Genomic DNA, 24,164 nt, shown 5'->3' on the forward strand with positions numbered 1-24,164 from the left:
TTGCTTCGCTGCGCTCGCAATGACGTGGAGAGAGCGGTGAGGCACCCTGACACCGGCTGCCTTGATGGCACGCTGCCATCGCGGCTCTGCTTCAGGCTCCCATCGCGAAATCCGCCGCCGTCTCGGCGTGAATGGCGGTAGTGTCAAACGTTTCGACGGACGTGTCATCCGGGCCGACCAGCATCGTGATCTCGGTGCAGCCGAGGATGATGCACTCCGCGCCGGCGGCGATGAGCGCTGCCATGACGTCCCGATAGCGCTGGCGCGAGGGATCGGCGACGATTCCGAGGCACAGCTCGTCGTAGATGATCCGGTTCACATCCGCGCGCGCGTCGGCCGGAGGAACCAGCACGTCGAGATCATGCGCGCGCAGCCGATCGATGTAAAAGTCCTCCTCCATCGTGAACTTGGTGCCGAGCAGGCCGACCCGCCGGTATCCTTTCGCCCGGATCCGCTGTGCCGTCGCGTCGCCAAGGTGAATGAATGGAACGGTTACGTTCGAAATGATGTCAGGCGCCAGCTTGTGCATCGTGTTCGTGCACAACACGATAGCTCGCGCGCCGGCGCTTTCGAGGCGCCGCGCCACCTGCGCCAGACTGGCCGCCGCCTCGCTCCAGCGGCCCGCATACTGCATCTGCTTGATTTCCTCGAAATCGTAGGAATACAGCAACAGCGGGGCGGAATGCAGCTTGCCCATGCGATCGCGGACCCGCTCATTGATGAGCCTGTAGTATAGCGCGGTGCTCTCCCAGCTCATGCCCCCGATCAGCCCGATGGTCTGCATTCCCGTGTCCTCGTTGAGTCCGGCCCGACCGTAGACGAAAACGTCGCGGCTCGGTAGCCATCGCTTGACGTACGCGAGTTGGTGCGCGGACTGGCTTGACCAATTGAGCCTGCGTGGTCTGGATGACGCTCGCGCTCCACCGGGCTACGCCATCGTGCATGTGTCGGCCTCTGTCAATCCGTCGCCATAAAAAATATTCCACTTTACCGAAATTCGGTTTCGGCGTAGGTATCGTCCATCCTGATCCGGCGAAAGGGGCGGTCGTACGTCGTTTCGAACCGCGGATCGGGCAGCGATGGACGCGGCAGCGTCGTGCACGACAGGCGGGAGCAGGGCGGGAGAACCCCGTGAGGTCTTGGCCGCGTGCGGACGAACGGCGCTGAAGCGTACGGCCAAATCGCGTGGTCCTGGCTGTCGTTGCTACAGCCAAGCCTTGCGGAGGTGCGGGACGTCCGACCGGACGAAGCGCACCGCCAATTCGCGAGGTGACGGAGACAAACAGGACACTCGTCTCCGGGGAGAGCGCGCCATACGCCGTCAAACATCGCGCAGGGAAGGCCGGACGTTTCCGGCTTCACCTGTCATCCGTTGTGCATTGCGTGTGCATTCTCATCGCACGACGGACAAGCGGGTGCCAGCCGGCGCCCGGCCTTCCCTGCGCCCTTTCGTTATGAGGGCGTGAAGAGGACAGCAAAGCTCGGGCGCAAAGGGCCGCGAGGATGCGAAGGCATGTCTGCGAGTCAGCCCACGCGTTTTTCGCGATCGAGAGCGATGGTGGCACGGCGTTGTGCGCCTTTGCCCACCCACGAGACCTCCGTCGAGGAGGTGAAGCGCAGCCACGCTCAATGACGGGGAAAGTGCAGGCGCCACACACTCCGCTCGTGCCCCGGACGCCGTGCCCCGCACGCCTCGATCCTCGCCGTCGCATCATCGCGAATGGGCGGTCGTGCAAACGGCACGGACGGGCATGACGCCTGCGCAGGCTATGATGACCTTTCGACCTTGCGCGCCCTCCCGGGCTGTCTTACGCAGTCTCCGAATAGTGACGCATTGCCAAAGCCCTGAGGGAGCCGACATGACCATCCGCAACACCCGCACCGGGGGCCAGATCCTGATCGATCAGCTCGTCGCCCAAGGCGTCGAGCGCGTCACCTGCGTGCCGGGCGAGAGCTATCTCGCCGCGCTCGACGCGCTGCATGACAGTCCGATCGACGTCATGATCTGCCGCGCCGAGGGTGGCGCTGCCATGATGGCGGAGGCCTATGGCAAGCTCACCGGCCGGCCCGGGATCTGCTTCGTCACCCGCGGCCCCGGCGCTACCAATGCCAGCCACGGCGTCCACATCGCGATGCAGGATTCGACGCCGCTGATCCTGTTCGTCGGCCAGGTCGACACCGGCATGCGCGAGCGCGAGGCGTTCCAGGAGCTCGACTACAAGGCGGTGTTCGGCACCATGGCGAAATGGGCGGTCGAGATCGATCGCCCCGATCGCATTCCGGAGCTGGTGGCGCGCGCCTTCCGCGTCGCCATGCAGGGCCGCCCCGGTCCCGTGGTGATCTCGCTGCCGGAGAACATGCTGACCGAGACCGCTTCCGTGGCCGATGCCATGCGCATCGAGCCGGCGGTGAGCTGGCCCGCGCCGGCCGACATCGACAAGCTCGGCGACATGCTTGCCGGCGCCAAGGCGCCGCTCGTCATTCTCGGCGGCTCGCGCTGGACCGAAGAGGCGACCAGGAGCATCGCGCGCTTTGCTGAGCGGTTCGACCTGCCGGTCGCAACCTCGTTCCGCCGGGCCTCGCTGATCGATGCCGATCATTCGCATTATGCCGGCGATCTCGGCATCGGGCCGAGCCCGGAGCTGAAGGCGCGCATCGACGGGGCCGATGTCGTCCTGCTCATCGGCGGCCGTATGTCGGAGATGCCGTCCTCGTCCTATACGTTGCTCGACATTCCGAATCCGCAGCAGAAGCTGGTCCATGTGCATCCGGGTTCCGAAGAGCTCGGCCGCGTCTATCAGCCGGCGCTGGCGATCCAGGCAACGCCCGCCGCGTTCGCTGCCGCCGTCGAGACGCTGAAGGCCTCAGGGGCGGTGGCCTGGAAGGGCGAGGCCGCCAAGGCCCACGCCGATTACCTCGCCTGGACCGACAAGGCGCGCGAGCTGCCGGGCGCGTTCCAGTACGGCCAGGTCATGACCTGGCTGCGGGACCGCCTGCCCAAGGACGCCATCGTCTGCAACGGCGCCGGCAACTATGCCGGCTGGATCCATCGCCATCACCGTTTCCACAGTTTTGCGGCCCAGCTCGCGCCGACCTCGGGTTCGATGGGCTATGGCGTGCCGGCCGCGGTACTTGCGAAACGGCAATATCCGGATCGTACCGTCGTCGCCTTTGCCGGTGACGGCTGCTTCCTGATGAACGGCCAGGAGTTCGCAACCGCCGTGCAATATGATGCGCCGCTGGTGGTCATCGTCGTCGACAATTCGCAATACGGCACCATCCGTATGCACCAGGAGCGCGACTATCCCGGCCGCGTCGTCGGCACCCAGCTCAAGAACCCGGATTTTGCGATGTACGCGAAGGCATTTGGCGGTCATGGCGAGCGCGTCGAGCGCACCGAGGAATTCGCGCCGGCGTTCGAGCGCGCGCTGGCCTCCGGCAAGCCGTCGATCCTCCACTGCATCATCGATCCGCGCGCGATCTCGGTCGGCAAGGACTTTGCGCCCACGGTGAAGGCGTAAGCGATGGCGACCGGCCGGCACGTCGCCATCATCGGTGCCGGCGCGGTCGGTGTGATCAGCGCCATCGAGGCGCTGCGCGAGGGCCATCGCGTCACGCTGATCGATCCGGGAGAGCCCGGCGGCGAACAGGCGGCAAGCTACGGCAATGCCGGTTGGCTGTCGTCGCATTCGGTGATCCCGCCGGCCGAGCCGGGCATCTGGAAGAAGGTGCCGGGCTATCTGATGGACCCGCTCGGCCCGCTCGCGATCCGCTGGTCCTATCTGCCGAAGGCGCTGCCCTGGCTGATCAAGTACCTGATCTCGGGCTGGACCGCCGCGCGGGTCGAGACGACGGCGTTTGCGCTGCGCGATCTGTTGAAGGACGCACCGCTGCTGCACCGGAAGCTCGCCGAGGAAGCCGGCGTGCCTGAGCTGATCGAGCGTAACGGCGTGATGCATGTCTTCCCTTCGCGCGGCAATTTCGACAACGATCTCGGCTGGCGCCTGCGCAGGAAGGTCGGCGTCCAGTGGCTGGAGCTGTCCGCCGACGAGATGCGCCAGCGCGAGCCGGACCTGCATCCGCGCTACACCTTCGGCGTGGTGGTGGAAGAGGCGGGCCGCTGCCGCGATCCCGGCGCCTATGTCGCCGCGCTCGCCAACCATGCGCTGGTGAGTGGTGCAACGCACGTGCGCGCCAAGGCGACGGGGCTGAAGCTCGACGGCAACAAGCTCCTCGCGGTCATCACCGAGACCGGCGAGATTGCCTGCGATGCCGTCGTAGTCGCCGCCGGGGCGCGCTCGAAGCAGCTCACGGCCTCGATCGGCGATCCGCTGCCGCTGGAGACCGAGCGCGGTTATCACGTCATGATCGAGAATCCGGAATCGGGGCCGCGCAGCTCCATGATGGCGTCGGACGCCAAGATGGTGGTGAACTGGACCAACAAGGGCCTGCGCGCCGCCGGCACGGTCGAGATCGCCGGCCTGGAGGCCGCGCCGAACTGGAAACGCGCCGAGATCCTGCGCAATCACCTGGTCAGCATGTTCCCCAAACTGCCGAGGGACATCCCGACCTCGCGCATCAAAACCTGGTTCGGGCATCGGCCGAGCATGCCCGACGGACGTCCCTGCATCGGCTATGCGCGCGCCTCGCGCGACGTCGTCTATGCCTTCGGCCACGGCCATGTCGGCCTGGTCGGTTCGGCCCGCACCGGCCGGCTCGTTGCCCAGCTCGTCAGCGGCAAGCCGCCCGAGATTCCGCTGACGCCGTTTGCACCCGAACGGTTCCTCTGAGGTCCAGCATGACCAGTTCAGCCAATCCGTCCTCCCGCATCGCCCGTGGCGGCAAGGCCATCTATGGCGCGCCGCTCGGCATCCTGATGCTGGAAGCGCGCTTTCCCCGCATTCCCGGCGACATGGGTAACGGCACGACTTGGCCATTCCCCGTGCTCTATCGCGTCGTGAGCGGGGCATCGCCGGAGAAGGTGGTGCTGAAGGGCGCGGCCGGCCTGCTGCCCGATTTCATCGATGCCGCGAAAGATCTGGTGCGGCTCGGCGCCGAGGCCATCACCACGAATTGCGGCTTCCTCTCGTTGTTCCAGAAGGAGATCGCGGCTGCGGTCGGCGTTCCCGTCGCGACGTCCTCGCTGATGCAGGTGCCCTGGGTGCAGGCGACCTTGCCGCCCGGCAAGCGCGTCGGTCTCGTCACGGTGTCGGGTTCGACATTGACGCCGGCCCATCTCGAAGGCGCCGGCGTGCCGCTCGACACGCCGCTGGTCGGCACCGAGAACGGCAAGGAATTTTTCCGCGTCCTGATCAGGGCCGAGAAGGACGACATGGACATCGCGCAAGCCGAGCGCGACGTGGTCGAGGCCGGCAAGCAGCTCGTTGCTGCGAACCCGGACGTCGGCGCCATCGTGCTCGAATGCACCAACATGCCGCCCTATGCGGCCGCGCTTCAGGCGGAAGTCGGGTTGCCGGTCTACGACATCTATTCCATGATCACCTGGTTTCATGCGGGGCTGCGCCCGCGCGTCTTTGCGTGAACGCGTCCTCGAGATCGCCACAAGGCCTATTGTCATAAGTCCTGGAGTGAACCCATGAAGCTATCCGGCAAGGTTGCCGCCATCACCGGCGCGGCGCGCGGCATCGGCAAGGCCTGCGCAAAGAGATTCCTGGACGATGGCGTCAAGGTGGTGATTTCGGATGTCGATGCCGATGGGTTGGCGGCGGCGGCCGCCGAGCTCGGTCGTCCCGATGCCTTGCGCACGATCGTCGGCAGTGTCGCCAGGCGTGCGGACGTGGATCAGCTCGTCGCCACCGCCGTGAAGGAATTCGGTCGGCTCGACATCATGGTCAACAACGCCGGCGTCGCCCGCAACCGGGACATCCTCGAGATCACCGAAGAGGAATTCGACGAGATCATAGGCATCAATCTGAAAGGCGCGTTCTTCGGCGTGCAGGCGGCCGCCAGGCAGATGATCGCGCAAGGCAGCGGCGGCGTCATCGTCAACATGTCCTCGGTGAATGCGCTGCTGGCGATCCCGGCGCTGGCGACCTACGCGATGTCCAAGGGCGGCATGAAGCAGCTCACCTCCGTCGCGGCCGTCGCGCTCGCCCCGCACAATATCCGCGTCGTCGCGGTCGGACCCGGCACGATCCTGACCGACATGGTGGCGTCATCCATCTACACTTCCGAGGATGCCCGCAAGACCGTGCTGTCACGCACGCCGGCGGGCCGCGGCGGCGAGCCGAGCGAGGTGGCGTCCGTGGTCGCGTTCCTTGCCAGCGAGGACGCGTCCTACATCACGGGGCAGACGATCTATCCGGATGGCGGAAGGCTGGTCCTGAACTACACGGTGCCGGTGAAGGAGAAGTAGGGGGAAGGCGTCGCTCCACATTCGCTGTCATCGCCCGCGAAGGCGGGCGATCCAGTATCCCAGAGGCAGGCGTTGAAGAACTCGCTCTCGCTACATCTGCCGCGGCGTACTGGATTCCCCGCTTTCGCGGGGAATGACACCTGTTGCGAGGCGGGCAGTCCGCCGCTTCACTCCGCCGCGACGGCGATCCCATGGCCGAGCCGCTTCGAGATTCCTCCCGCGCAGTCGCGCAGCGCATGCGCGATCGGGCTGTCCCAACGGGCATCGAAGGTGCCTTCCGGTCCCATCGCGGTGATGACCAGCGCGACATGGCCGGAATGATCGAACACCGGGGCGGAGAACGCGTTGACGCCGGGCAGGGGATCGCCGAGCGCGCGGGCGAGGCCGTGCTTTCGGACCTCCGCGAGCATGTCGGTGAGCTTGGCGCCTTTCACGGCGCGCTTCGGGTTGTAGCCGACACCGTGGCGGTCGAGGCCGCTGTCGAGCGCGGCGCTGATCGTCTTCTCCGGCAGGAACGCGGCGAAGGCGCGGCCCGTCGCGGTCTCCAGCAGCGCCATCACCGAGCCGGCGCGCATGACGATGTGCACCGGCTGGGCCGGTTCTTCGAGCTGCACCACGGTCGGGCCGTGCGTGCCCCACACCGCGAGCGAGACCGCATGTCCGATCTGGCTCGCGAGCGCCGCGATCTTCGGCCTTGCGATGCGCACGCCGGAGAGCCGGCGCAGGCTGATCAGGCCGAGCTCCAGCGCCAGCGCGCCGATCTCGTAGCGGCCGGTACTCTCGTCCTGCTCGATCAGGCCGATGCGGGAGAAGCTGGCGAGATAAGGATGCGCCTTGGCCGGCGTCATGCCGGCCTCGCGCGCGAGATCGCGCAGCATCATCGGCTCGCCGCACCTTGCGAGCGCGCGGAGCAGTTCTCCGCCGACCTCGATCGACTGGATGCCGCGGCTTTCCCTCTTCATGCGCCTCCGATCGCGCTATGCCGCGTCGCGCTTGACGGCGCTGTCGGCAAGATGTCGTCCGGCAATGTAGCCGAAGGTCAGCGCCGGCCCAAGCGTGATGCCGGCCCCGGGATAATTGCCGCCCATGATGCTCGCCATGTCGTTGCCGGCCGCATAGAGCCCGGGAATGACCCGGCCCTCGGCGTCGAGCGCCCGCGCATTCTCGTCGGTGACGATGCCGGCATAGGTGCCGAGATCGCCGACCATCATCTTGATGGCATAGAACGGCCCGTTCTCGATCGGTGCGACGCAGGGGTTCGGGCCGTGCATGGCATCGCCCTGGTAGCGGTTGTAGGCCTTCGAGCCCTTGCCGAAGGCGGCGTCGTGTCCCAGCGGCGCGGTCGCATTGAACTGCCCGACGGTCTCGACGAAGGCCTTGGGATCGATGCCGGCCTTCGCCGCAAGTGCCTCCAACGTATCGCCGCGCATGAGATAGCCTGTATTCAAGTGGTGGCCCAGCGGCATCGGGAAGGGCGGCACGCAGCCGAGGCCGTATTTCCGCAGCGTCTTGTGATCGCACACGAGATAGGCCGCGATCTCCTCACCGGGCCTCGCGGCCTTGACCATGGCCTGGACGAAGTCGTGATAGGAATTGCCCTCATTGGCGAAGCGCCGGCCGTCGCGCATCACCGCGATCACGCCGGGCTTGGCACGGTCGATGAAGTGCGGCATCACGCCCTTCGATCCGTCCTTGCGCGTGGTCAGCGACACCGGCACCCAGGCTGCCGCATTCGGCAAGCGGTCCTCGATATGACCGCCGGCGCTTTCCGCCAGACGTAGTCCATCCCCGCTATTGCCGGTCGGCCCCGGCGAATAATGCTCGTTGCCGGTCGGCGCATGCGGAAACATCTTCTTGCGCCGCTCGACGTCATGCGGAAAGCCGCCGCAAGCGAGCACGACGCCTTGCCTCGCGCGGATCCGGACGTCGCGTCCCTCGCGCGAAACGATCGCGCCTGTCACCGTCCCGTTCTCGACCGTCAGCTCGCGCACCGGCGAGGACAGCCACATCGGAATCTTCAGATCGAGCGCGGATTTTGCGAGGCGCCCCGCCAGCGCATTGCCGTTCGTCAGCGTCATGCCGCGGCCGTAGCGCAGCACGTCCATCAGGTGTCGCGACAGGCGCTTGGCGACGTAGACCGCCGAGGTCAACGACTTCGTCACCCGCATGAAGTGGATGATCTCCTTGCCGCTTCCGAGCATCATGCCGAACACCGTAAGCTCGGGGAGCGGCATGCCGAGCGACTTGATGAGGTCGCCGAGTTCGCGGCCGTCGAACGGGCGCGTCACCATGGAGCGGCCGCCTTGCGCACCGCCGGGTGCCTCGGCGTGGTAGTCGGGAAATACCAGCGGCATGTCGAAGCGCAACGCCGTCTTGGTGGTAAAGAAGTCCACCGCTTCCGGCCCGGCCGACAGAAATGCATCGACGCGCGCGGCATCGAAATTGTTGCCGGCCTCGTGCCGCAAGTAAGTGCGGGCCTGCTCCGGCGTCTCTTCCATGCCGTAGGCCTTCGCCAGCGACGTGCCGGGGATCCAGAGCCAGCCGCCGGAACGGGCGGTGGTGCCGCCGAAGCGCGGCTCCTTCTCCACGACCAGCACGTCGAGGCCGCGATGGCGCGCGGTGATCGCGGCCGACATGCCGGAGCAACCCGATCCGGCCACGAGCACGTCGCACTCGTAGGTCTCAATTGCGCTTTGCTCGTTGCCGGTCATCTGGATCTCACTTCTTCAGGAGTGGGCATTTGGACTCGGAGACCGGGCGGAAGGCGTCCTCGCCCTTTACGGTCTTGACGATGTCCAGATAGTCCCATGGCTCCTTGGACTGCTCGGGCTTCTTCACCTTGGCGAGATACATGTCGCGGATGACGCGGCCGTCCTCCCGCAACTTGCCGCCATGGACGAATGTATCCTCGATCGGCAGCTCGCGCATCTTCGCCATCACCTTTGCGGAATCGTCGGTTCCGGCGGCCTTGATCGCCTTGAGATAATGCAGCACCGAACCGTAGACGCCGGTCTGGATCATGGTCGGCATCACCTTGGTGCGCTCGTAGAACTTCTTCGACCAGGCGCGGGTGGCCTCGTCCATGGCCCAGTACGACGCCGTGGTCATGTAGGTGCCCTGCGCGGCCTTGAGGCCGATCGCGTGCACGTCGGTGTCGAACATCAGGAGGCCGACCAGCTTCTGGCCGCCCTGCACCAGGCCAAACTCGCCGGATTGCTTGACCGCGTTGTCGGTGTCCTGGCCGGCATTGGCGAAAGCGACCACGTCGGATTTCGAGCTCTGCGCCTGCAGTGCGAAGGAGGAGAAGTCCGCGGTGTTGGTCGGATGCTTGACGCCGCCGAGCACCTTTCCGCCCATCTCGTTGATGAAACGGGTTGCATCCTTCTCGAGCTGCTGGCCGAAGGCATAATCGGCTGTGATGAAGTACCAGGACTTGCCGCCTTCCTTGATGACAGCCGAGGCCGTCACCTTCGACAGCGCGTAGGTATCGTAGGTGAAGTGCACGGTATTCGGGCTGCACAGCTCGTCGGTCAACGAGCTCGCGCCGGGGCCCGACAGCAGCGCGACCTTGCCGCGCTCGCGCACCATGTTGTGGACGGCGATCGCGATGCCGGAATTGGGGATGTCGACCACGGCGTCGACCTTGCCGTTGTCGAACCAGCCGCGGACGATCTGCACGCCGACATCGGTCTTCATCTGGTGGTCGGCGCTGATGATCTCGATCGGCTTGCCCAGCACGGCCGGCCCGAATTCATCCACCGCCATCTTCGCGGCTTCGACCGAGCCCGGCCCGGAATTGTCGCGGCCCCAGCTCGACAGATCCGTCAGCACGCCGATCCGCACCACCTCGTCGGAGACTTGCGCGGTGGCCGCTGTGGTCGTGGCTGCCGAAGTCATGGCCGCGAGCACGCAGGCCAGAAGCCCTCTCATGGTTGTTTCCTCTCTCTTATGGGCCGCCTGACGCGGCAAGCTGGTTTGGGAAATTAGATATTAGCTAATAAATTTGTCAATGGCGAATAACGGGCGAAGTTCCTGAAGGCCGGGAGGAACTGCTGTCTTGGCGTCGTCATTGCGAGCGCAGCGAAGCGATCCCGAACCGTCCCCGCGGAGACCGGCTGGATTGTCTTGTCGCAAAGGCTCATCGCGATGACGGATGTTGAAGCAGCTGCGCGCAAAAATCGCGCGGTGATCCTGTGAGGGTCGACACGCCCCCAGGTTGCAACCGTCGTTGCGATTGGCCATGATGCATGCGGAATCTTGGGGCAGGGCATGACGACAGCAATGGGGATTTCCGCGGGGGCGGAGAAATCGACGACGGCGCATGTGGTGTGGGCGAGCGCACTCGGCACCGCGATCGAGTGGTACGATTTCCTGATCTACGGCACGGCGGCGGCGCTGGTCTTCAACAAGCTGTTCTTTCCGAGCTTCGATCCCTTCGTCGGAACGCTGGCGGCGTTCTCGACCTATGCGGTCGGCTTCGTGGCGCGGCCCATCGGCGGCGCCATCATCGGGCATTACGGCGACCGGCTCGGCCGCAAGACCATGCTGGTCGCAACCATGATCGCGATGGGGCTCGGCACCTTCCTGATCGGCTGCCTGCCGACCTACGATCAGATCGGCGTCTGGGCACCGATCCTGCTCGTCGTGCTGCGCTTCGTCCAGGGCATCGGCTTGGGAGGCGAATGGAGCGGCGCGGTCGTCATGGTGATCGAACATGCCGGCAATCGCCGCGGCTTCTACGGCAGCCTGGTGCAGATCGGCTTTCCCGTCGGCGTCGCCGCCTCCACCGGCATCTTCGGTCTGATGACGCAGCTGCCCGAGGCGGATTTCCTGAGCTGGGGTTGGCGCGTGCCGTTCCTGATCAGCATCCTGCTCGTCGGTGTCGGCTTCATCGTGCGGCTCAAGCTTGCGGAGACGCCGCACTTCAAGGAGGTGGTCGAGCGCAGGGAGGTGCTGGCGCAGCCGGTGCTCGAAGTGCTGCGCCGGGACTGGCGGAGCTTTCTGCTGGCGATCGGCATCACGGTGTCGGAGGTTGGGCTCGCTTATCTGCTCACCGTCTTCACCGTGGTTTACGCCACGACGAAACTGGGCCTGCCGCGTCAGGTGATCCTGGACGCGGTCGTCTGGGCCGCCATCGTCGAGTTCGCGACGCTGCCGCTCGCCGGGTGGCTGTCCGACATCTTCGGCCGCAAGGCGCTCTATCTTGCCGGCGGCGTCTTCTCGGTGGCGCTGGCGTTTCCGCTGTTCTGGTTCCTCGACAGCAGGGAGCCGGCGCTGATCACGCTGGCACTCGTGGTGACGATGACGCTAACGCACGCCCTGTTGTTCGGACCGAAGGCTGCCTTCATGCCGGAGCTGTTCCGCACCCAGGTTCGCTACAGCGGCGCCTCGCTGGGCGCCAATGTCGCGGCAGCACTGAGCGGCGGCTTCTCGCCGCTGATCGCCGCAGCGCTGCTCGCATGGGCCGGTTCCTACTGGGCGGTGTCGGTCTACATCATCGCGTTGTCGCTCATCACGATCATCGCTACGTTGATGGCGCCGGAGACGGCGCGCGCCGCGCTCAGATCCTGAGGGGCAGCCCGCCCGCCGGGGGGCCGGGGGGACGCCCGGCGGCAAAAAAATTTTGAGCCGGCCCCTTGAAACCGACTTCCGATCTTCTAAGTCGTTTTTCGCCGCGAGAGCGGTGTGCCGGATGCCAAACCCGGGTCCGGTACGGGCGTCTGGCCGGGGTCCCCCTGCCTTGCGCTCCTTCGTATCCATCTTGCTCTTTGGAGGACTTGGTTATGAGGACCAGTTTTGACTTCGCGCCCCTGTGGCGTTCCACCATCGGCTTCGACCACCTGGCCGACCTCGTCGACACCACCCTGCGCCAGGCGACCGAGGACAATTATCCCCCCTACAATATCGAGCGTTCCGGCGAAGACCATTACCGGATCAGCGTTGCTGTGGCGGGGTTCGGCGCCAGCGACATCACGGTGACGGCCGAACAGAACGCGCTCACCATCGAGGGCAGGAAGCCCGAGACGGCTGCGCGCGAATACCTGTATCAGGGCATCGCCGCGCGTCCGTTCCGGCGCGTGTTTAATCTTGCCGACTATGTCCAGGTGAAGCAGGCCTCGTTCCAGGACGGGCTCCTGATCATCGACCTCGTCCGCGAGGTTCCGGAAGCCATGAAGCCGCGCCGGATTCCCATTGCGGGCGGCGCTCCTGCGGCATCGCAGATCGAGCAAAAGAAAGCAGCTTGAACGCTCGATCGAGTTGGTAGCGGAACGCGGCGCGCGGATGCGCGGGCCGCGCTCCCGATGCATGAAGGAGAGAACCATGGGTTTTCGTGATCTCATTCCCTGGTCGAGAAACCAGGAGCTTGCGCCGGCGCGCGACAATTTCGATCACTTCCTGACGCTTCACCGTGAGATGAACCGTCTGTTCGACGACGTCTTCCGTGGGTTCGGCGGAACCGGCCTGTCCCCACTGATGGAAAGCCGATTCGGCTGGCCGAAGGTCGAGCTCAGCGAGACCGACAAGACGCTGACGGTCTCCGCAGAGCTTCCCGGCCTCACGGAGAAGGACGTGCAGGTTGAGATCGCCAATGGCGTCCTGACAGTCCGCGGCGAGAAGAAGGCGGAGCGCAACGGCGAAGGCAGGTACTTCACCGAGCGCTATTACGGCGCGTTCGAGCGGCAGATTCCGCTGGAGGGCGTCGAGGAAGACAAGGCCGAGGCGTCGTTCAGCAACGGCGTCCTGACCGTGTCGCTGCCGAAATCGGAGAAGGCGCGCGAAGGCGTCAAGCGCATCGCGATCAACACGCATTAGTGCCAAGCGAGACGGCGGCGATCGACGCCGCCGTCTCAACGTCAACAAACCCGTCCCCCACGGAAAGGAGCATCAGGGAGACACGCCATGACCAAAGCGAATACCAATGCCGGAACACTCAACCCGCTGTTTCATCCCGCTGCCCATTACGAGTCGCCCGCCGACGTCCTGAACGCGGAGGAGCTCTCCGCGCCGGAGAAGCGGATCATCCTGTCGTCCTGGGCCTCCGACATGTACGCGGTCGAATCCTGTCCCGCTTTGCGCGAGATACCGGGCATGAGCCGCACCATCCGGCTTGCCGATGTTCTGGCGGCGTTGCGCAAGCTCGACGGCGACAATGACAATGACGACCCGCCACGCGGGGGCGGCGTTCCGATGCGGCTGCGGCGGCCCTGGGCCGCCGCGGAGAGGCGCGCCGCATGATCATCACCCACACCGTCCTGGCGCTCGTGCTGCTCGGCCAGGCCTCGGCGGCCTTTGCCGTTCCGTTTCTTGTCATGCACGGTCTTGTCGCCGCACCGCGTGACTGAGGCCGCAAGGTTCTTTCATCCACATCCCGGTTCAGCGGCAGGTGACCAAGATGAATATCGTGCGTTTGCTTTCGCTGGCGCTGCTGGTGCTCGCGCTCACGGCATCGCAGCCGGCCGCTGGCCAAATTCCAGACCTGAGGACGGGCGGCTCGATGCCGACGCTGGCGCCCCTGGTGCGCCAGGTGACGCCGGCCGTCGTCAACATTTCCGTGCATGGCCGCGTGCGGGAGGACAATCCGCTCTACCGCGACCCGTTGCTCCGCGAGTTCTTCGACGTCCCCCGGCAGATCGAGAAGGAGGTCAATGCGACCGGCTCCGGCGTCATCGTCGATGCCCAGCGCGGCTATGTGCTGACCAACAATCATGTGGTCGAAGGCACCTCCGTCGTTCAGGTCACCACCAAGGACGGCCGGCAGTTCTCCGCCAAGGTCGTCGGCCGCGATCCGCCGACCGATGTAGCGGTGCTGCAGATCCAGAACCCGGCCGGGCTCAAGGCGCTGTCCTTCGGCGACAGCGACGCGCTCGAGGTCGGCGACTTCGTGCTTGCGATCGGCAACCCTTTCGGCCTCGGCCAGACCGTGACGTCAGGCCTCGTCAGCGCGCTGGGGCGGACCGGACTCGGCAAGCAGGGTTATGAGGACTTCATCCAGACCGATGCCGCGATCAATCCCGGCAATTCCGGCGGGGCGCTGGTCAGCCTGCGCGGCGAACTGGTCGGCATCAACTCGGCCATCATTTCACCCGCCGGCGGCAATGTCGGCATCGGCTTTGCAATTCCCGTCAACATGGCTCGCAAGGTGATGGAGCAGATCATCGCCAAGGGCCGTGTCGAGCGCGGCCGGATCGGGGTTTCGCTGAAGGACCTGCATCCGTCGGTCAACAAAGGATTGAACCAAGGTGCCGTCATCGCGGAGATTGCGGTGGATTCGCCAGCGGAACAGGCGGGCCTGCGCAAGGGCGATATCATCACCCGGGCCGACGACCGCCCGATCCGCACCGCCGCCCAGCTCCGCAACACGATCGGCCTTGCTCGCGTCGGCGACGAGGTAAAGCTCACTTTCTTGCGCAATGGCGCACCGCTCGCGGCCGCGGTGAGGATCGCTCCCGCGGCCGAAACGAGCGGTGCCGTCGCCGGCGGGAATCGTCTCGTTCGTTAGCAGGCTCGCAGCGCGGGGTGATCCTGGTGGCCGGGCGGGAGGTCCACTCATCCAAGTTCCAACGGCCGATTGCCCCGCTATGGGCAACATACAAACGTCGTGCCGCCATATTTGAGCAGGAGTGATTTCCCATGAGGGAGGCGCTCCGATGAACAAGGTATTGATCACTGCTGTCGCGATGCTGGCCTGTGTGCCCGTGACCGCGGTCGCACAGGAGCGCGCGGGCGACGCAGCGCTCGGCGCGGTATCCGGTGCGGTAGTGCTGGGACCGGTCGGTGCGGTTGCCGGAGCCTTGATCGGCTACACGGCCGGACCTTCGATCGCCCGCTCCTGGGGCCTGAGAGGTTCGCAATCGGCAAGACACCGGTCGCCGCCACGCCGCGCCGCCGCGACCCGCGTTCCACCGCGCACGCGCGAGGCAATGAATGCCAACGGCCAGATGCGACCGACCCTCAATCCGGCTCCGCCCGTTCAAGCCGCGCCGGCCGTTTCGGCGCAAACGTCAGCGCCGCCTGTTCAGGCGTTCGACTGAGGTTCAAGCTCCTGCGGCGCAGCCGGTCGACCGTCCGTGCCATCAGCGCGGCGACCTCGCCGCGCTTCGCCTTTCGCCAGCGAAGGCTTGTGTCCCGATCTAGGGTTGGCCCAGGATCTTCTTCGCGGCGCGTAGATGCGGCTTGTCGATCATCTGGCCGTCGAGCCGCAGCGTGCCGGAATCGGGATTGCTCGCAAATGCCGCAATCACCTTCTCCGCCCATATGCGCTCGGCCTCCGTCGGCGCGAAGGCCGCGTTGACGACATCGACATGTTTGGGATGGATCAGCGCCTTGGCCGAGAAGCCATCGCGTCGTGCGGCGCGCGTTTCCGCCTCAAGGCCTGCGAGATTGTCGATGTCGGTATAGACGGTGTCGATCGGCGCGACCTCCGCTGCGGCGGCCGCCATCAGGCAGAGATCGCGCGCGAGGCGATAAGGGCTGTGGAAGATCCCGCCCGAGGCTTTCTCGGTCGCGCCGAGCGAGGCGGAGAGATCCTCCGCGCCCCACATCAGGCCGGCGAGGCGGGGGGAGCATCCCTTGTAGCTGCCGAGGCCGAAGATCGAGCCGGCGGTTTCGGTCGCGACGCAGATGATGCGCGTTGCGCCGACTGCGATCCCGCTTGCGGCTTCCAAGGCTTCGAGCCAGGTCGCGACCTGGCGGACGTCATCGCCGCCCTGCGATTTCGGCAGGACGATGCCGTCGGGCCTGCCGGGCATCACCGCGGCGAGATCGGCCAGCGTCATGCCGGTATCGAGGGCGTTGACGCGAACGTAGAGCTGATGCGGGCCGCGAGAGCCCTTCAGCATCTGGAGCGTCAGCCCGCGCGCCTCCGGCTTCTTCTCCGCGACGACGGAATCCTCGAGATCGACGATCAGCGCGTCGGCCTTGCCTTCGCTCGCCTTCTCGAATTTGCGCGGGGAATCGCCCGGCACGAACAGCATCGAGCGCATCAGACCGGCCTCTTGTGCATCATCGCCATGCGGCGGCATTTGCCGACGATTTCGTCGTTCTGATTCAGGGCATGGTGCTCGAACTCGACGATGCCCGCGCTCGGGCGCGATTTGGATTCCCTCAACGAGAGTACCTTTGTCGTTGCCCGCAAGGTGTCGCCATGGAAGACGGGCTTTGGAAAGGCGACGTCGGTCATGCCGAGATTGGCGACGGTGGTCCCCATGGTCGTATCATAGACCGTCATGCCGATCATGATGCCGAGGGTGTAAAGGCTGTTGAAAATGCGCTGGCCGAACTCGGTCTTCTCGGCGAAATGCGCGTCGATGTGCAGCGGCTGCGGATTGAGCGTCAGCAGGCTGAACATGGTGTTGTCCATCTCCGTGACGGTCCGGGTCAGCGGATGCCTGAACTCCTGGCCCACGGAAAACTCCTCGAAATAAAGTCCGGCCATCGCGGTTTCCTCCCTGCGAAATAACGGCGCGCTCGTTGCGTTGCGCCGCATGACCCCATGCATGGTAGACACACTTCGCGGGCAAATTCACGTATCTGCATGCAGTTTTTCGAGCTAAAGACGCTTGGCGAAGGGAGATCAAGACCATGGATTTCGCGCTCACCGATCAGCAGGAGGCCATTCGCGACGCCATTGCCAAGATCTGCGAGGGCTTTCCCGACGCCTATTGGCTGAAGAAGGACCACGACGGCGGCTTCCCGCACGACTTCCACAAGGCCTTAGCCGACGCTGGCTGGCTCGGCATCTGCGTGCCGGAAGAATATGGCGGCTCCGGGCTCGGCATCACTGAAGCTGCGATCATGATGCGGACTATCGCGGAATCCGGTGCGGGCATGTCCGGCGCCTCTGCGGTCCATATCAACGTGTTCGGCCTCAATCCCGTCGTCGTGTTCGGCACCGAGGACCAGCGCAAGCGCATGCTGCCGCCGATGGTGGAGGGCCGCGAGAAGGCCTGCTTCGCCGTCACCGAGCCCAACACCGGCCTCAACACCACCCAGCTGAAGACCCGCGCGGTCGCCAAGAACGACCGCTACATCGTCAACGGCCAGAAGGTGTGGATCTCGACCGCGCAGGTCGCGCACAAGATCTTGCTGCTGGCGCGCACCACGCCACTGGAGGAGGTGCGCTCGCCCACCCACGGCCTCAGCCTGTTCTACACGGACTTCGACCGCCAGAAGATCAAGGTCCACGAGATCGAGAAGATGGGCCGCAAGATCGTCGATTCCAACGAGCTGTTCTTCGAGGATTTTGAAATCCCGATGGAGGACCGGATCGGCGAGGAAGGCAAGGGCTTCCAGTACATCCTCGAAGGGATGAACCCGGAGCGCATTCTGATTGCTGCCGAGGCCGTGGGGCTCGGCAAGCTCGCGCTGTCGCGTGCGACCGAGTACGCCAAAACGCGCGTGGTCTTCAACCGGCCGATCGGCAAGAACCAGGGCATCCAGCATCCGCTCGCGGTGAACTGGGTCGAGCTCGAGGCGGCCTGGCTGATGGTGATGCAGGCGGCCTGGCAATACGACAAGGGCCTGCCCTGCGGCGCTGGCGCGAACGCCGCGAAATACTTCGCAGGCGAGGCCGGATATCACGCCTGCGAGCAGGCCGTGATGACCCATGGCGGCTTCGGCTACGCCAAGGAATTCCACGTCGAGCGCTATCTGCGCGAGGTGCTGATCCCGCGCATCGCGCCGGTCAGCCCGCAGCTCGCGCTCAGCTTCATCGCGGAGAAGGTGCTTGGCCTCGCCAAGTCTTACTGAACGGCTCTCGCGGCGCGAACAGCTATTCGGAGGCGATCCGTTCCATCGCCATGGTGCGGAGCCGGGCCCGCTGGATCTTCACGCCGTTGGCGCTGTCGGTGACGGGGAAGGCATCCACGACATAGATTCGCGCCGGGACCTTGTAGCCGGCGAGCCGGTCGCGCAGGTGCGCGATCAGCGTCTCCGGCATCGGTGGCTCCTTCGCCGGGATCACGAACGCGACGCAGCGCGCCTGGCCCTTCAGATCGACGGCGACCACCTGGGCGTCGGTAACGCCAGGACAGGATTTGAGTTCGTCCTCGATCTCGCCGGGCGCGACGAGGAAACCGCCGAGCCGCATGGCATCGCCGGCGCGGGTCTCGTAGACGAAGGAGCCGTCGCCGCGCAGCCGGCCGATGTCGCCGGTGCGGAAGAATCCGTCGGCGGTGATCGCCTCCCGCGTCGCCTCCGGATTGTTGAAATAGCGGAGGAAGCGTGACGGCGCACTGATCTCGATCTCGCCGGAAACGCCGAACGGCGCAAGCTCGCCGGTTTCGGTGTCGCGCACGCGCACTTTCGTGTCGGGTGACATCGGCCAGCCGCCGCCCTCGATGCGGTCGGCGAAGGCATCGCCAGGCTGCGCGATCGAGAACAAGGCCTGGACCTCGCTCGACCCGTAAAGGCCGAACAGTGGCAGGCCGCGGGTCTCGGCCTCCGCGGCCAGCTCGCGCCAGCCGGGCTGGAATGCGGCGAAGCCGCAGAGTTCGAGATGCGGAAACGGCCGGGGCGCGTCGGTGAGGGCGAGGATGCGGCGAAACATCTCGTCCGAGCCGAACGAATGCGTGATCTTGTGCGCGCTGAGGATCCTCAGCGCCGGTGCCGCCTCGAAGGCGTCGAGCACGTGGACGGTCGCGCCCGCCGCGACGAAGCCGAGCAGGCTCGTCATGCCAAAGGTGCCGCAGAACGGCAGCATGGCCAGCAGCGCGTGACGCTGCGGATCGAGCCTGAGCGCCTTGGCAACGGCGACGGCGTGGCTCGCCAGCGTGCGCTGCGAATGCACGACGAGCTTCGGTCCCTTGGTGGTGCCCGACGTCGTGTAGAGCAGGACAGGCAGGTCGATATCGTCCTGAGCCGGCGGGGCGGGAGGATAAGCCCTGTCGAAGGCGTCGAAACGCACGCAGGGCCAATGCGCCGGGATCGCATCCGCGCCGATCACCGCGAGCCGTTGCAGCGCGGGCACCTCGTCCTTGGCGAGGTCGGCCAGGATTGCGGCAAAATCGATCGAGCGGAAAGCGGCTTCGACCACCAGCAGCCTCGCGCCCGACACGCGAAGCAGATGCGCGACGTCTCCGCTGCGGTAGCGCGTGTTGACAGCGGCGACGACGGCGCCAAGGCGGGCGGCGGCGAACAGCAGCGTGAGCCATTCGATCCGGTTGACCAGCCAGACCGCGATCACGTCGTCCTTGCCGATGCCCTGTGCTGCAAGCCAAGCCGCGGATTGCTCGATCCTATCGGAGAACCCGGCGCGCGACACTGGCGTGCCGTCGAATACGAAGGCGGGATCGGCGGCGGGCTCCAGCCGGATCAGCGATTGCAGCGAAAACGCGTTGGCACTCATGGCAAGCGGAGTAACCCGACCGCGCAAATCTGTCTACTTGGTACCGAACATCCGGTCGCCGGCATCGCCGAGGCCCGGCACGATATAGCCGTGGTCGTTGAGCCGCTCGTCGATCGCAGCGGTCCAGATCGGCACGTCCGGATGTTCGCTCTCGAACTGCGCGATGCCCTCGGGCGCAGCCAGAAGGCAGACGAAGCGGATGTCGCGGGCGCCGCGCGCCTTGAGCAGGGAAGCGCCGGCGCAGGCCGAATTTCCGGTCGCCAGCATCGGGTCCATCAGGATCACGGTGCGGTCGGACAGATCCTGCGGCGCCTTGAAGTAATATTCCACGGCCTGCAACGTCTCGGGGTCGCGGTAGAGCCCGATATGGGCGATGCGCGCCGAGGGCATCAGCGCCAGCATGCCGTCGAGGAAGCCGACGCCGGCGCGCAGGATCGGCGCCAGCGTGAGCTTCTTGCCGGCGATCTTGGGTGCCTGCATCGCCGCGATCGGCGTCTCGATATCCACCAGCTCCAGCGGCAAATCGCGCGTCACCTCGTAGCCGAGCAGCATCCCGATCTCGTTCAGGATCTCGCGAAAGCTCTTGGTCGACCGGTCCTTCTCCCGCATCAGGGAGAGCTTGTGCTGGACCAGGGGGTGGGTGACGACGTTGACGTTGCTGCTCATGAAACCGATCTACACGGTTCCCTGGAGTTGCGCCAGATCGGCTGGGTGGTTTCCGCAGGGACAGCTGACGTCAGCCGGGCATTGCCACCGCGCTGCGGGCCCGGTTGCTTGCCGCATAGGCAGCCATGGTCAATTCACGGTCGATCGCAATACGCATCGCGTCCATCGCGGCCTGACGCAGGCGCTTCTTCGCGGTCGCATGTGATGGCTTGTGGATGGCGCGCAACGCGGCGACGGCCTCCGCAAGCGCGCCCTCGATGGCTTCCGGTGCAACCACGCGGTCGAGGAAGCCGGCGGTCAGCGCCTCCTCCGGCTCGTACATTTCACCGAGCGCCGCGGTGCGGCTGAGCCAGGCCGGATGCAGGCGGCTGCGCGCGAGTTCGATGGCAAAGCTCGGCGGCGCGATGCCGATCGCGACCTCGTTCAGCCCCATGCGATGCGGCCCGCGCGCGCCCAGCCTGACGTCGCAGGCGAGCAGCAGGAACGTTCCCATGGGATATGCGTGGCCTTCCATCACGCCGATCGTCGGATGCGGAAACGACATCAGCCGCAGCGCAAGCTCCGCGCCGGCGCGGACCATTTCGAGGCTCCTGGCGGCATCGCCCGAGGCGAAGACCTTGAGATCGAAGTCGGCAGAGAAGATGCCGGGCCGTGCCGAGCGCAGCACCACGACCTCGGCTTTCCCTTCGGCCCGGTCGAAGGCGGCGCCGATCTCCGCCAGCATCGCGGCCGACATCACATTGACCTTGCCGTCGTCGAGCCCGATCCGCGCGACTCCGTCCTCCAACTGGTAGCTTACTGCCTTGGCCATTGACCGCTCCTTGTTGTGGTTACGGCTTGACTGTCGAAGTCTGATGTAGACCAATCAATATAATTCTTACCGGAGGACGCCATGCCGGCCGTGCCAAGACACCGCCAGCCCATCATCAATGCCGCGGTGACGCTGTTCCGCCGCCAGGGCTTCGCCCGGACCGGGCTGAACGACATCGTCGACGTCAGCGGTGCGCCAAAAGGATCGCTCTACCATTACTTTCCGGACGGAAAATCCTCGATCGCGGTGGCGGCGGTGGAGGAGGCGGGCCGCCGCGTCGCCGCCACGGTCGCCAAGCTCGCGGAAGAATGCGGCTCGACCGCCGATCTCTTGCGTGCCCATGCAAGACTGTTGGCGGGCTGGATGCAGGGCTCCGGCTTTCGCAATGGCTGCCCGATCACGACCGTGCTGCTCGAGCTGGCACCGCGCGAACGTGCCGTGTCCGATGCCGGTCGCAAGGCCTACGCGGCGCGAATATCGATCCTGCGCGACAAGCTGGTCGCGGACGGCTTCGGCAGATCCCGCGCCGAAGCGCTGGCCGTGCTCTGCACCTCGGCGCTCCAGGGTGCGTTGATCCAGGCCCGCGTCGAGCGCAGCGGCCGGCCGATCGAGGTCACGGCGGCGGAATTGGCCCGGCTGATCGAGAGCGAAGCGAGGAGCTAGACGCCGAGCCCGCGCGCGACAAGCGTGATCACGGGCGTCAGGAGAGGTGGCTGAGGGACGCAGCGGGCCGGGCGCCTTGCGGGTGCGGGTCAACGCGTCGTCTGCGCCAGTCTTTATGAGATTCCTATAACTTCGCCACAGCCCTCATCTCGAAAACCTATGCCCCTGGTGGCACTTCAGCGTGGTGAAGATCCGGCCGGGCGCCGAGGTTGCATGGATCGTCTTGGTTACGAACTGCCCGTCCGAGCCTGAGGAATAGTTGCGCCAAAACTGGGTGCAACGAGGAGTATCGCCATGATGGACATTCTGATGCTGGCGCTGGGATGCGGCTTCTTTGCGCTCGCGATCGGCTACGCCTTCGCCTGCGAACGGCTTTGAGGACGCGGATCATGATCTTCGATTATGTGCTCGCCGGCGCCGTCTCGTTCGGCCTGCTGGCCTATCTCACCTACGCGCTGCTGCGGCCCGAGCGGTTCTGACCCGTGTTGCTGCTCGTCGAATTGCTACTGGCCGACGCCGTGCTCGTCGCCGGCCTGCTGACGTTGCTCCTGCCGCTCCTGCGGCGGGCGCCAAGCTTGAAAGGTTGATTCCATGACCATGGTCGGTTGGCTCCAGATCATTCTGTTCTGCATCATCATCGTCGCGCTCACAAAACCGCTCGGCTGGTACATGACGCGGGTGTTCGGCGGCGAGCGGACGTTCCTGTCACCCGTCCTGCGTCCGATCGAGGCCGGCATATATTGGATCTCCGGTGTCGACGAGAAGCGTGAGCAGCATTGGATGACCTACACGGTCGCCATGCTGCTGTTCCACGTCAGCGGCTTCCTCGTCATCTACGGCGTGATGCGGCTCCAGGCCGTGTTGCCCTTCAATCCGGCCGGGCAGGGCGCAGTCGCTCCGGACCTTTCCTTCAACACGACGATCTCCTTTCTCACCAACACCAACTGGCAAAACTACGGCGGCGAGAGCACGCTGTCTTATCTCGTCCAGATGCTCGGATTGACCCATCAGAACTTCCTGTCGGCGGCAACCGGAATCGCGTTGGCGGTGGCGCTGATCCGCGGCTTCTCGCGTGCGTCGATGCGCACGGTCGGCAATTTCTGGGTCGACGTCACACGCTGCACACTTTACGTGCTACTGCCGATTTGCGTCGTCTACGCACTGTTCCTGGTCTGGCAGGGCATCCCGCAGACGCTCGGCGACTATGTCGAGGCCACCACGCTCGAAGGCGCCAGGCAGACCATCGCAGTCGGCCCGGTGGCATCCCAGGTCGCGATCAAGATGCTCGGCACCAATGGCGGCGGCTTCTTCAACGCCAACGCTGCGCATCCGTTCGAAAACCCGACCGCGCTGTCGAACTTCGTGCAGATGCTGTCGATCTTGGCGATCGGAGCTGCGATGACCAACGTGTTCGGCCGCATGGTCGGCAACCAGCGCCAGGGTTGGGCGATCCTCGCCGTCATGGGCGTGCTGTTCCTGGCCGGTGTTGCCGTCACCTACTGGGCGGAGGCCAGCGGCACCTCGACGCTCCACGCGCTGGGCCTGACCGGCGGCAACATGGAGGGCAAGGAGGTCCGCTTCGGCATCGTTGCGTCCTCGCTGTTCGCCGTCATCACCACCGCCGCCTCGTGCGGCGCCGTCAACGCCATGCACGACAGCTTCACAGCGCTCGGCGGCATGATCCCGCTGATCAACATCGAACTCGGCGAGATCATCGTCGGCGGTGTCGGCGCCGGCATGTACGGCATGCTGCTGTTCGTCATCCTCGCGATCTTCGTCGCAGGCCTGATGGTCGGCCGCACGCCGGAATATGTCGGCAAGAAGATCGAGGCGCGCGAGGTCAAGATGGCGATGCTGGCCATCCTGGTGCTGCCGCTGATGATCCTCGGCTGGACCGCCGTCGGTGTGGTCTATCCGGCAGCCGTCGCCTCGATGGCAAATGCCGGACCGCATGGCTTCACCGAAGTGCTCTACGCCTATACGTCGGCGGCCGGGAACAACGGCTCCGCCTTCGCAGGTCTCACGGGCAATACCCTCTTCTACAATCTCACGCTCGCCAGCGCGATGTTCGTCGGTCGCTTCTTCATGATCGTGCCGGCGATGGCGATCGCGGGGTCGCTCGCGGCGAAGAAATCGATCCCGCCATCCATGGGCACGTTCCCGACCACCGGCGGCCTGTTCGTCGGCCTCGTCGTCGGCGTCATCCTGATCGTGGGCGGCCTGACCTTCTTCCCGGCACTCGCGCTCGGTCCGATCGTCGAGCATCTGGCGATGAACGCCGGCAACCTGTTCTGATCGTCTGG

The 24,164-nt window shown here is 65.6% G+C and carries 23 protein-coding genes; 14 read left to right on the top strand and 9 right to left on the bottom strand.

What is annotated here, in order from left to right:
- Positions 1 to 91 precede the first annotated feature (91 nt).
- A complete protein-coding gene (locus ACFDR6_RS23085; protein ID WP_317240943.1) occupies positions 92 to 784 on the bottom strand; it encodes an aspartate/glutamate racemase family protein in 693 nt (230 codons plus the stop codon).
- Positions 785 to 1,859: 1,075 nt separating this feature from the next.
- On the opposite strand from ACFDR6_RS23085, the gene ACFDR6_RS23090 reads away from it, so the two are divergent.
- From ACFDR6_RS23090 to ACFDR6_RS23105, 4 genes are read left to right on the top strand one after another with little or no spacing between them, the layout of a single operon-like run.
- On the top strand, positions 1,860 to 3,521 hold the full coding sequence (locus tag ACFDR6_RS23090; protein ID WP_375859605.1) for a thiamine pyrophosphate-binding protein: 1,662 nt from the start codon (positions 1,860 to 1,862) through the stop codon (positions 3,519 to 3,521).
- 3 nt (positions 3,522 to 3,524) lie between these two features.
- Positions 3,525 to 4,790, top strand: a complete 1,266-nt coding sequence (locus ACFDR6_RS23095) for an NAD(P)/FAD-dependent oxidoreductase (RefSeq protein ID WP_375859606.1) — start codon at positions 3,525 to 3,527, stop codon at positions 4,788 to 4,790.
- A gap of 8 nt (positions 4,791 to 4,798) precedes the next feature.
- Positions 4,799 to 5,542 (top strand): aspartate/glutamate racemase family protein, encoded by a 744-nt coding sequence (locus ACFDR6_RS23100; protein ID WP_375859607.1) that lies wholly within the window; start codon positions 4,799 to 4,801, stop codon positions 5,540 to 5,542.
- A gap of 54 nt (positions 5,543 to 5,596) precedes the next feature.
- Complete coding sequence (locus ACFDR6_RS23105; protein ID WP_375859608.1) at positions 5,597 to 6,376, top strand: SDR family NAD(P)-dependent oxidoreductase; 780 nt, start codon at positions 5,597 to 5,599, stop codon at positions 6,374 to 6,376.
- Positions 6,377 to 6,543: 167 nt separating this feature from the next.
- Here the strand turns inward: ACFDR6_RS23105 and ACFDR6_RS23110 are convergent, their stop codons facing one another.
- The 3 genes from ACFDR6_RS23110 to ACFDR6_RS23120 are packed head-to-tail and all read right to left on the bottom strand — an operon-like array spanning position 6,544 to position 10,306.
- Positions 6,544 to 7,338 (bottom strand): IclR family transcriptional regulator, encoded by a 795-nt coding sequence (locus tag ACFDR6_RS23110; RefSeq protein WP_212088636.1) that lies wholly within the window; start codon positions 7,336 to 7,338, stop codon positions 6,544 to 6,546.
- Positions 7,339 to 7,353: 15 nt separating this feature from the next.
- Positions 7,354 to 9,087 carry an FAD-dependent oxidoreductase gene (locus ACFDR6_RS23115; protein ID WP_375859609.1) on the bottom strand — a complete coding sequence of 578 codons (1,734 nt, stop codon included), beginning with the start codon at positions 9,085 to 9,087 and terminating at the stop codon, positions 7,354 to 7,356.
- A 7-nt stretch (positions 9,088 to 9,094) separates the two neighbouring features.
- The gene (locus ACFDR6_RS23120; protein ID WP_375859610.1) at positions 9,095 to 10,306 is read right to left on the bottom strand and encodes an ABC transporter substrate-binding protein; all 1,212 of its coding nucleotides are present in this window, start codon (positions 10,304 to 10,306) and stop codon (positions 9,095 to 9,097) included.
- Between the two features lie 339 nt (positions 10,307 to 10,645).
- Here ACFDR6_RS23120 and ACFDR6_RS23125 point away from each other — a divergent pair, with 339 nt between their 5' ends.
- The 6 genes from ACFDR6_RS23125 (at position 10,646) to ACFDR6_RS23150 (ending at position 15,408) form a co-directional block, all read left to right on the top strand.
- On the top strand, positions 10,646 to 11,947 hold the full coding sequence (locus ACFDR6_RS23125; RefSeq protein WP_317240937.1) for an MFS transporter: 1,302 nt from the start codon (positions 10,646 to 10,648) through the stop codon (positions 11,945 to 11,947).
- 212 nt (positions 11,948 to 12,159) lie between these two features.
- Positions 12,160 to 12,621, top strand: a complete 462-nt coding sequence (locus ACFDR6_RS23130) for an Hsp20 family protein (RefSeq protein WP_212088651.1) — start codon at positions 12,160 to 12,162, stop codon at positions 12,619 to 12,621.
- Between the two features lie 76 nt (positions 12,622 to 12,697).
- A complete protein-coding gene (locus ACFDR6_RS23135; RefSeq protein WP_375859611.1) occupies positions 12,698 to 13,189 on the top strand; it encodes an Hsp20/alpha crystallin family protein in 492 nt (163 codons plus the stop codon).
- Between the two features lie 87 nt (positions 13,190 to 13,276).
- The gene (locus ACFDR6_RS23140; protein WP_212088655.1) at positions 13,277 to 13,612 is read left to right on the top strand and encodes a hypothetical protein; all 336 of its coding nucleotides are present in this window, start codon (positions 13,277 to 13,279) and stop codon (positions 13,610 to 13,612) included.
- A 157-nt stretch (positions 13,613 to 13,769) separates the two neighbouring features.
- Complete coding sequence (locus ACFDR6_RS23145) at positions 13,770 to 14,876, top strand: trypsin-like peptidase domain-containing protein (RefSeq protein ID WP_375859612.1); 1,107 nt, start codon at positions 13,770 to 13,772, stop codon at positions 14,874 to 14,876.
- 148 nt (positions 14,877 to 15,024) lie between these two features.
- Complete coding sequence (locus tag ACFDR6_RS23150) at positions 15,025 to 15,408, top strand: hypothetical protein (RefSeq protein ID WP_375859613.1); 384 nt, start codon at positions 15,025 to 15,027, stop codon at positions 15,406 to 15,408.
- A 99-nt stretch (positions 15,409 to 15,507) separates the two neighbouring features.
- Here ACFDR6_RS23150 and ACFDR6_RS23155 read toward each other — a convergent pair whose 3' ends face one another.
- Both ACFDR6_RS23155 and ACFDR6_RS23160 read right to left on the bottom strand, forming a co-directional pair.
- Positions 15,508 to 16,359: an HpcH/HpaI aldolase/citrate lyase family protein gene (locus ACFDR6_RS23155; RefSeq protein WP_375859614.1), complete on the bottom strand. Its 852-nt coding sequence runs from the start codon at positions 16,357 to 16,359 to the stop codon at positions 15,508 to 15,510.
- A complete protein-coding gene (locus tag ACFDR6_RS23160; protein WP_375859615.1) occupies positions 16,359 to 16,862 on the bottom strand; it encodes a MaoC family dehydratase in 504 nt (167 codons plus the stop codon). Before ACFDR6_RS23160 ends, ACFDR6_RS23155 begins: the two co-directional genes overlap by 1 nt.
- A gap of 95 nt (positions 16,863 to 16,957) precedes the next feature.
- Here ACFDR6_RS23160 and ACFDR6_RS23165 point away from each other — a divergent pair, with 95 nt between their 5' ends.
- Positions 16,958 to 18,124 (top strand): acyl-CoA dehydrogenase family protein, encoded by a 1,167-nt coding sequence (locus ACFDR6_RS23165; protein ID WP_375859616.1) that lies wholly within the window; start codon positions 16,958 to 16,960, stop codon positions 18,122 to 18,124.
- Positions 18,125 to 18,146: 22 nt separating this feature from the next.
- Here ACFDR6_RS23165 and ACFDR6_RS23170 read toward each other — a convergent pair whose 3' ends face one another.
- The 3 genes from ACFDR6_RS23170 to ACFDR6_RS23180 all read right to left on the bottom strand — a co-directional run bounded on the left by ACFDR6_RS23170 (position 18,147) and on the right by ACFDR6_RS23180 (position 21,198).
- Positions 18,147 to 19,721: an AMP-binding protein gene (locus tag ACFDR6_RS23170; protein ID WP_375859617.1), complete on the bottom strand. Its 1,575-nt coding sequence runs from the start codon at positions 19,719 to 19,721 to the stop codon at positions 18,147 to 18,149.
- A 33-nt stretch (positions 19,722 to 19,754) separates the two neighbouring features.
- Positions 19,755 to 20,387, bottom strand: a complete 633-nt coding sequence (gene upp, locus ACFDR6_RS23175; RefSeq protein WP_212088667.1) for a uracil phosphoribosyltransferase — start codon at positions 20,385 to 20,387, stop codon at positions 19,755 to 19,757.
- Between the two features lie 70 nt (positions 20,388 to 20,457).
- Complete coding sequence (locus ACFDR6_RS23180; protein WP_375859618.1) at positions 20,458 to 21,198, bottom strand: crotonase/enoyl-CoA hydratase family protein; 741 nt, start codon at positions 21,196 to 21,198, stop codon at positions 20,458 to 20,460.
- Positions 21,199 to 21,279: 81 nt separating this feature from the next.
- Here ACFDR6_RS23180 and ACFDR6_RS23185 point away from each other — a divergent pair, with 81 nt between their 5' ends.
- From ACFDR6_RS23185 to kdpA, 3 genes are all read left to right on the top strand, one after another.
- The gene (locus ACFDR6_RS23185; protein WP_317240932.1) at positions 21,280 to 21,861 is read left to right on the top strand and encodes a TetR/AcrR family transcriptional regulator; all 582 of its coding nucleotides are present in this window, start codon (positions 21,280 to 21,282) and stop codon (positions 21,859 to 21,861) included.
- A gap of 389 nt (positions 21,862 to 22,250) precedes the next feature.
- Entirely contained in the window at positions 22,251 to 22,340 is a 90-nt protein-coding gene (locus tag ACFDR6_RS23190; protein ID WP_247322870.1) for a K(+)-transporting ATPase subunit F, read from the top strand.
- A gap of 112 nt (positions 22,341 to 22,452) precedes the next feature.
- Positions 22,453 to 24,156 carry a potassium-transporting ATPase subunit KdpA gene (gene kdpA / locus ACFDR6_RS23195; RefSeq protein WP_375859619.1) on the top strand — a complete coding sequence of 568 codons (1,704 nt, stop codon included), beginning with the start codon at positions 22,453 to 22,455 and terminating at the stop codon, positions 24,154 to 24,156.
- Positions 24,157 to 24,164: the final 8 nt, after the last annotated feature.

Source organism: Bradyrhizobium tunisiense (assembly GCF_042263385.1).
Lineage (GTDB): Bacteria > Pseudomonadota > Alphaproteobacteria > Rhizobiales > Xanthobacteraceae > Bradyrhizobium > Bradyrhizobium tunisiense.

Coding starts and splice junctions, on each gene's coding strand:
- ACFDR6_RS23105 (WP_375859608.1), top strand. CDS start 5,597: ATGAAGCTATCCGGCAAGGTTGCCGCCATCACCGGCGCGGCGCGCGGC.
- ACFDR6_RS23170 (WP_375859617.1), bottom strand. CDS start 19,721: ATGAGTGCCAACGCGTTTTCGCTGCAATCGCTGATCCGGCTGGAGCCC.
- ACFDR6_RS23185 (WP_317240932.1), top strand. CDS start 21,280: ATGCCGGCCGTGCCAAGACACCGCCAGCCCATCATCAATGCCGCGGTG.
- ACFDR6_RS23130 (WP_212088651.1), top strand. CDS start 12,160: ATGAGGACCAGTTTTGACTTCGCGCCCCTGTGGCGTTCCACCATCGGC.
- upp (WP_212088667.1), bottom strand. CDS start 20,387: ATGAGCAGCAACGTCAACGTCGTCACCCACCCCCTGGTCCAGCACAAG.
- ACFDR6_RS23135 (WP_375859611.1), top strand. CDS start 12,698: ATGGGTTTTCGTGATCTCATTCCCTGGTCGAGAAACCAGGAGCTTGCG.
- ACFDR6_RS23125 (WP_317240937.1), top strand. CDS start 10,646: ATGACGACAGCAATGGGGATTTCCGCGGGGGCGGAGAAATCGACGACG.
- ACFDR6_RS23165 (WP_375859616.1), top strand. CDS start 16,958: ATGGATTTCGCGCTCACCGATCAGCAGGAGGCCATTCGCGACGCCATT.
- ACFDR6_RS23095 (WP_375859606.1), top strand. CDS start 3,525: ATGGCGACCGGCCGGCACGTCGCCATCATCGGTGCCGGCGCGGTCGGT.
- ACFDR6_RS23190 (WP_247322870.1), top strand. CDS start 22,251: ATGATCTTCGATTATGTGCTCGCCGGCGCCGTCTCGTTCGGCCTGCTG.
- ACFDR6_RS23155 (WP_375859614.1), bottom strand. CDS start 16,359: ATGCGCTCGATGCTGTTCGTGCCGGGCGATTCCCCGCGCAAATTCGAG.
- ACFDR6_RS23120 (WP_375859610.1), bottom strand. CDS start 10,306: ATGAGAGGGCTTCTGGCCTGCGTGCTCGCGGCCATGACTTCGGCAGCC.
- ACFDR6_RS23090 (WP_375859605.1), top strand. CDS start 1,860: ATGACCATCCGCAACACCCGCACCGGGGGCCAGATCCTGATCGATCAG.
- ACFDR6_RS23110 (WP_212088636.1), bottom strand. CDS start 7,338: ATGAAGAGGGAAAGCCGCGGCATCCAGTCGATCGAGGTCGGCGGAGAA.
- kdpA (WP_375859619.1), top strand. CDS start 22,453: ATGACCATGGTCGGTTGGCTCCAGATCATTCTGTTCTGCATCATCATC.
- ACFDR6_RS23100 (WP_375859607.1), top strand. CDS start 4,799: ATGACCAGTTCAGCCAATCCGTCCTCCCGCATCGCCCGTGGCGGCAAG.
- ACFDR6_RS23150 (WP_375859613.1), top strand. CDS start 15,025: ATGAACAAGGTATTGATCACTGCTGTCGCGATGCTGGCCTGTGTGCCC.
- ACFDR6_RS23180 (WP_375859618.1), bottom strand. CDS start 21,198: ATGGCCAAGGCAGTAAGCTACCAGTTGGAGGACGGAGTCGCGCGGATC.
- ACFDR6_RS23160 (WP_375859615.1), bottom strand. CDS start 16,862: ATGCGGCGCAACGCAACGAGCGCGCCGTTATTTCGCAGGGAGGAAACC.
- ACFDR6_RS23140 (WP_212088655.1), top strand. CDS start 13,277: ATGACCAAAGCGAATACCAATGCCGGAACACTCAACCCGCTGTTTCAT.
- ACFDR6_RS23115 (WP_375859609.1), bottom strand. CDS start 9,087: ATGACCGGCAACGAGCAAAGCGCAATTGAGACCTACGAGTGCGACGTG.
- ACFDR6_RS23085 (WP_317240943.1), bottom strand. CDS start 784: ATGCAGACCATCGGGCTGATCGGGGGCATGAGCTGGGAGAGCACCGCG.
- ACFDR6_RS23145 (WP_375859612.1), top strand. CDS start 13,770: ATGAATATCGTGCGTTTGCTTTCGCTGGCGCTGCTGGTGCTCGCGCTC.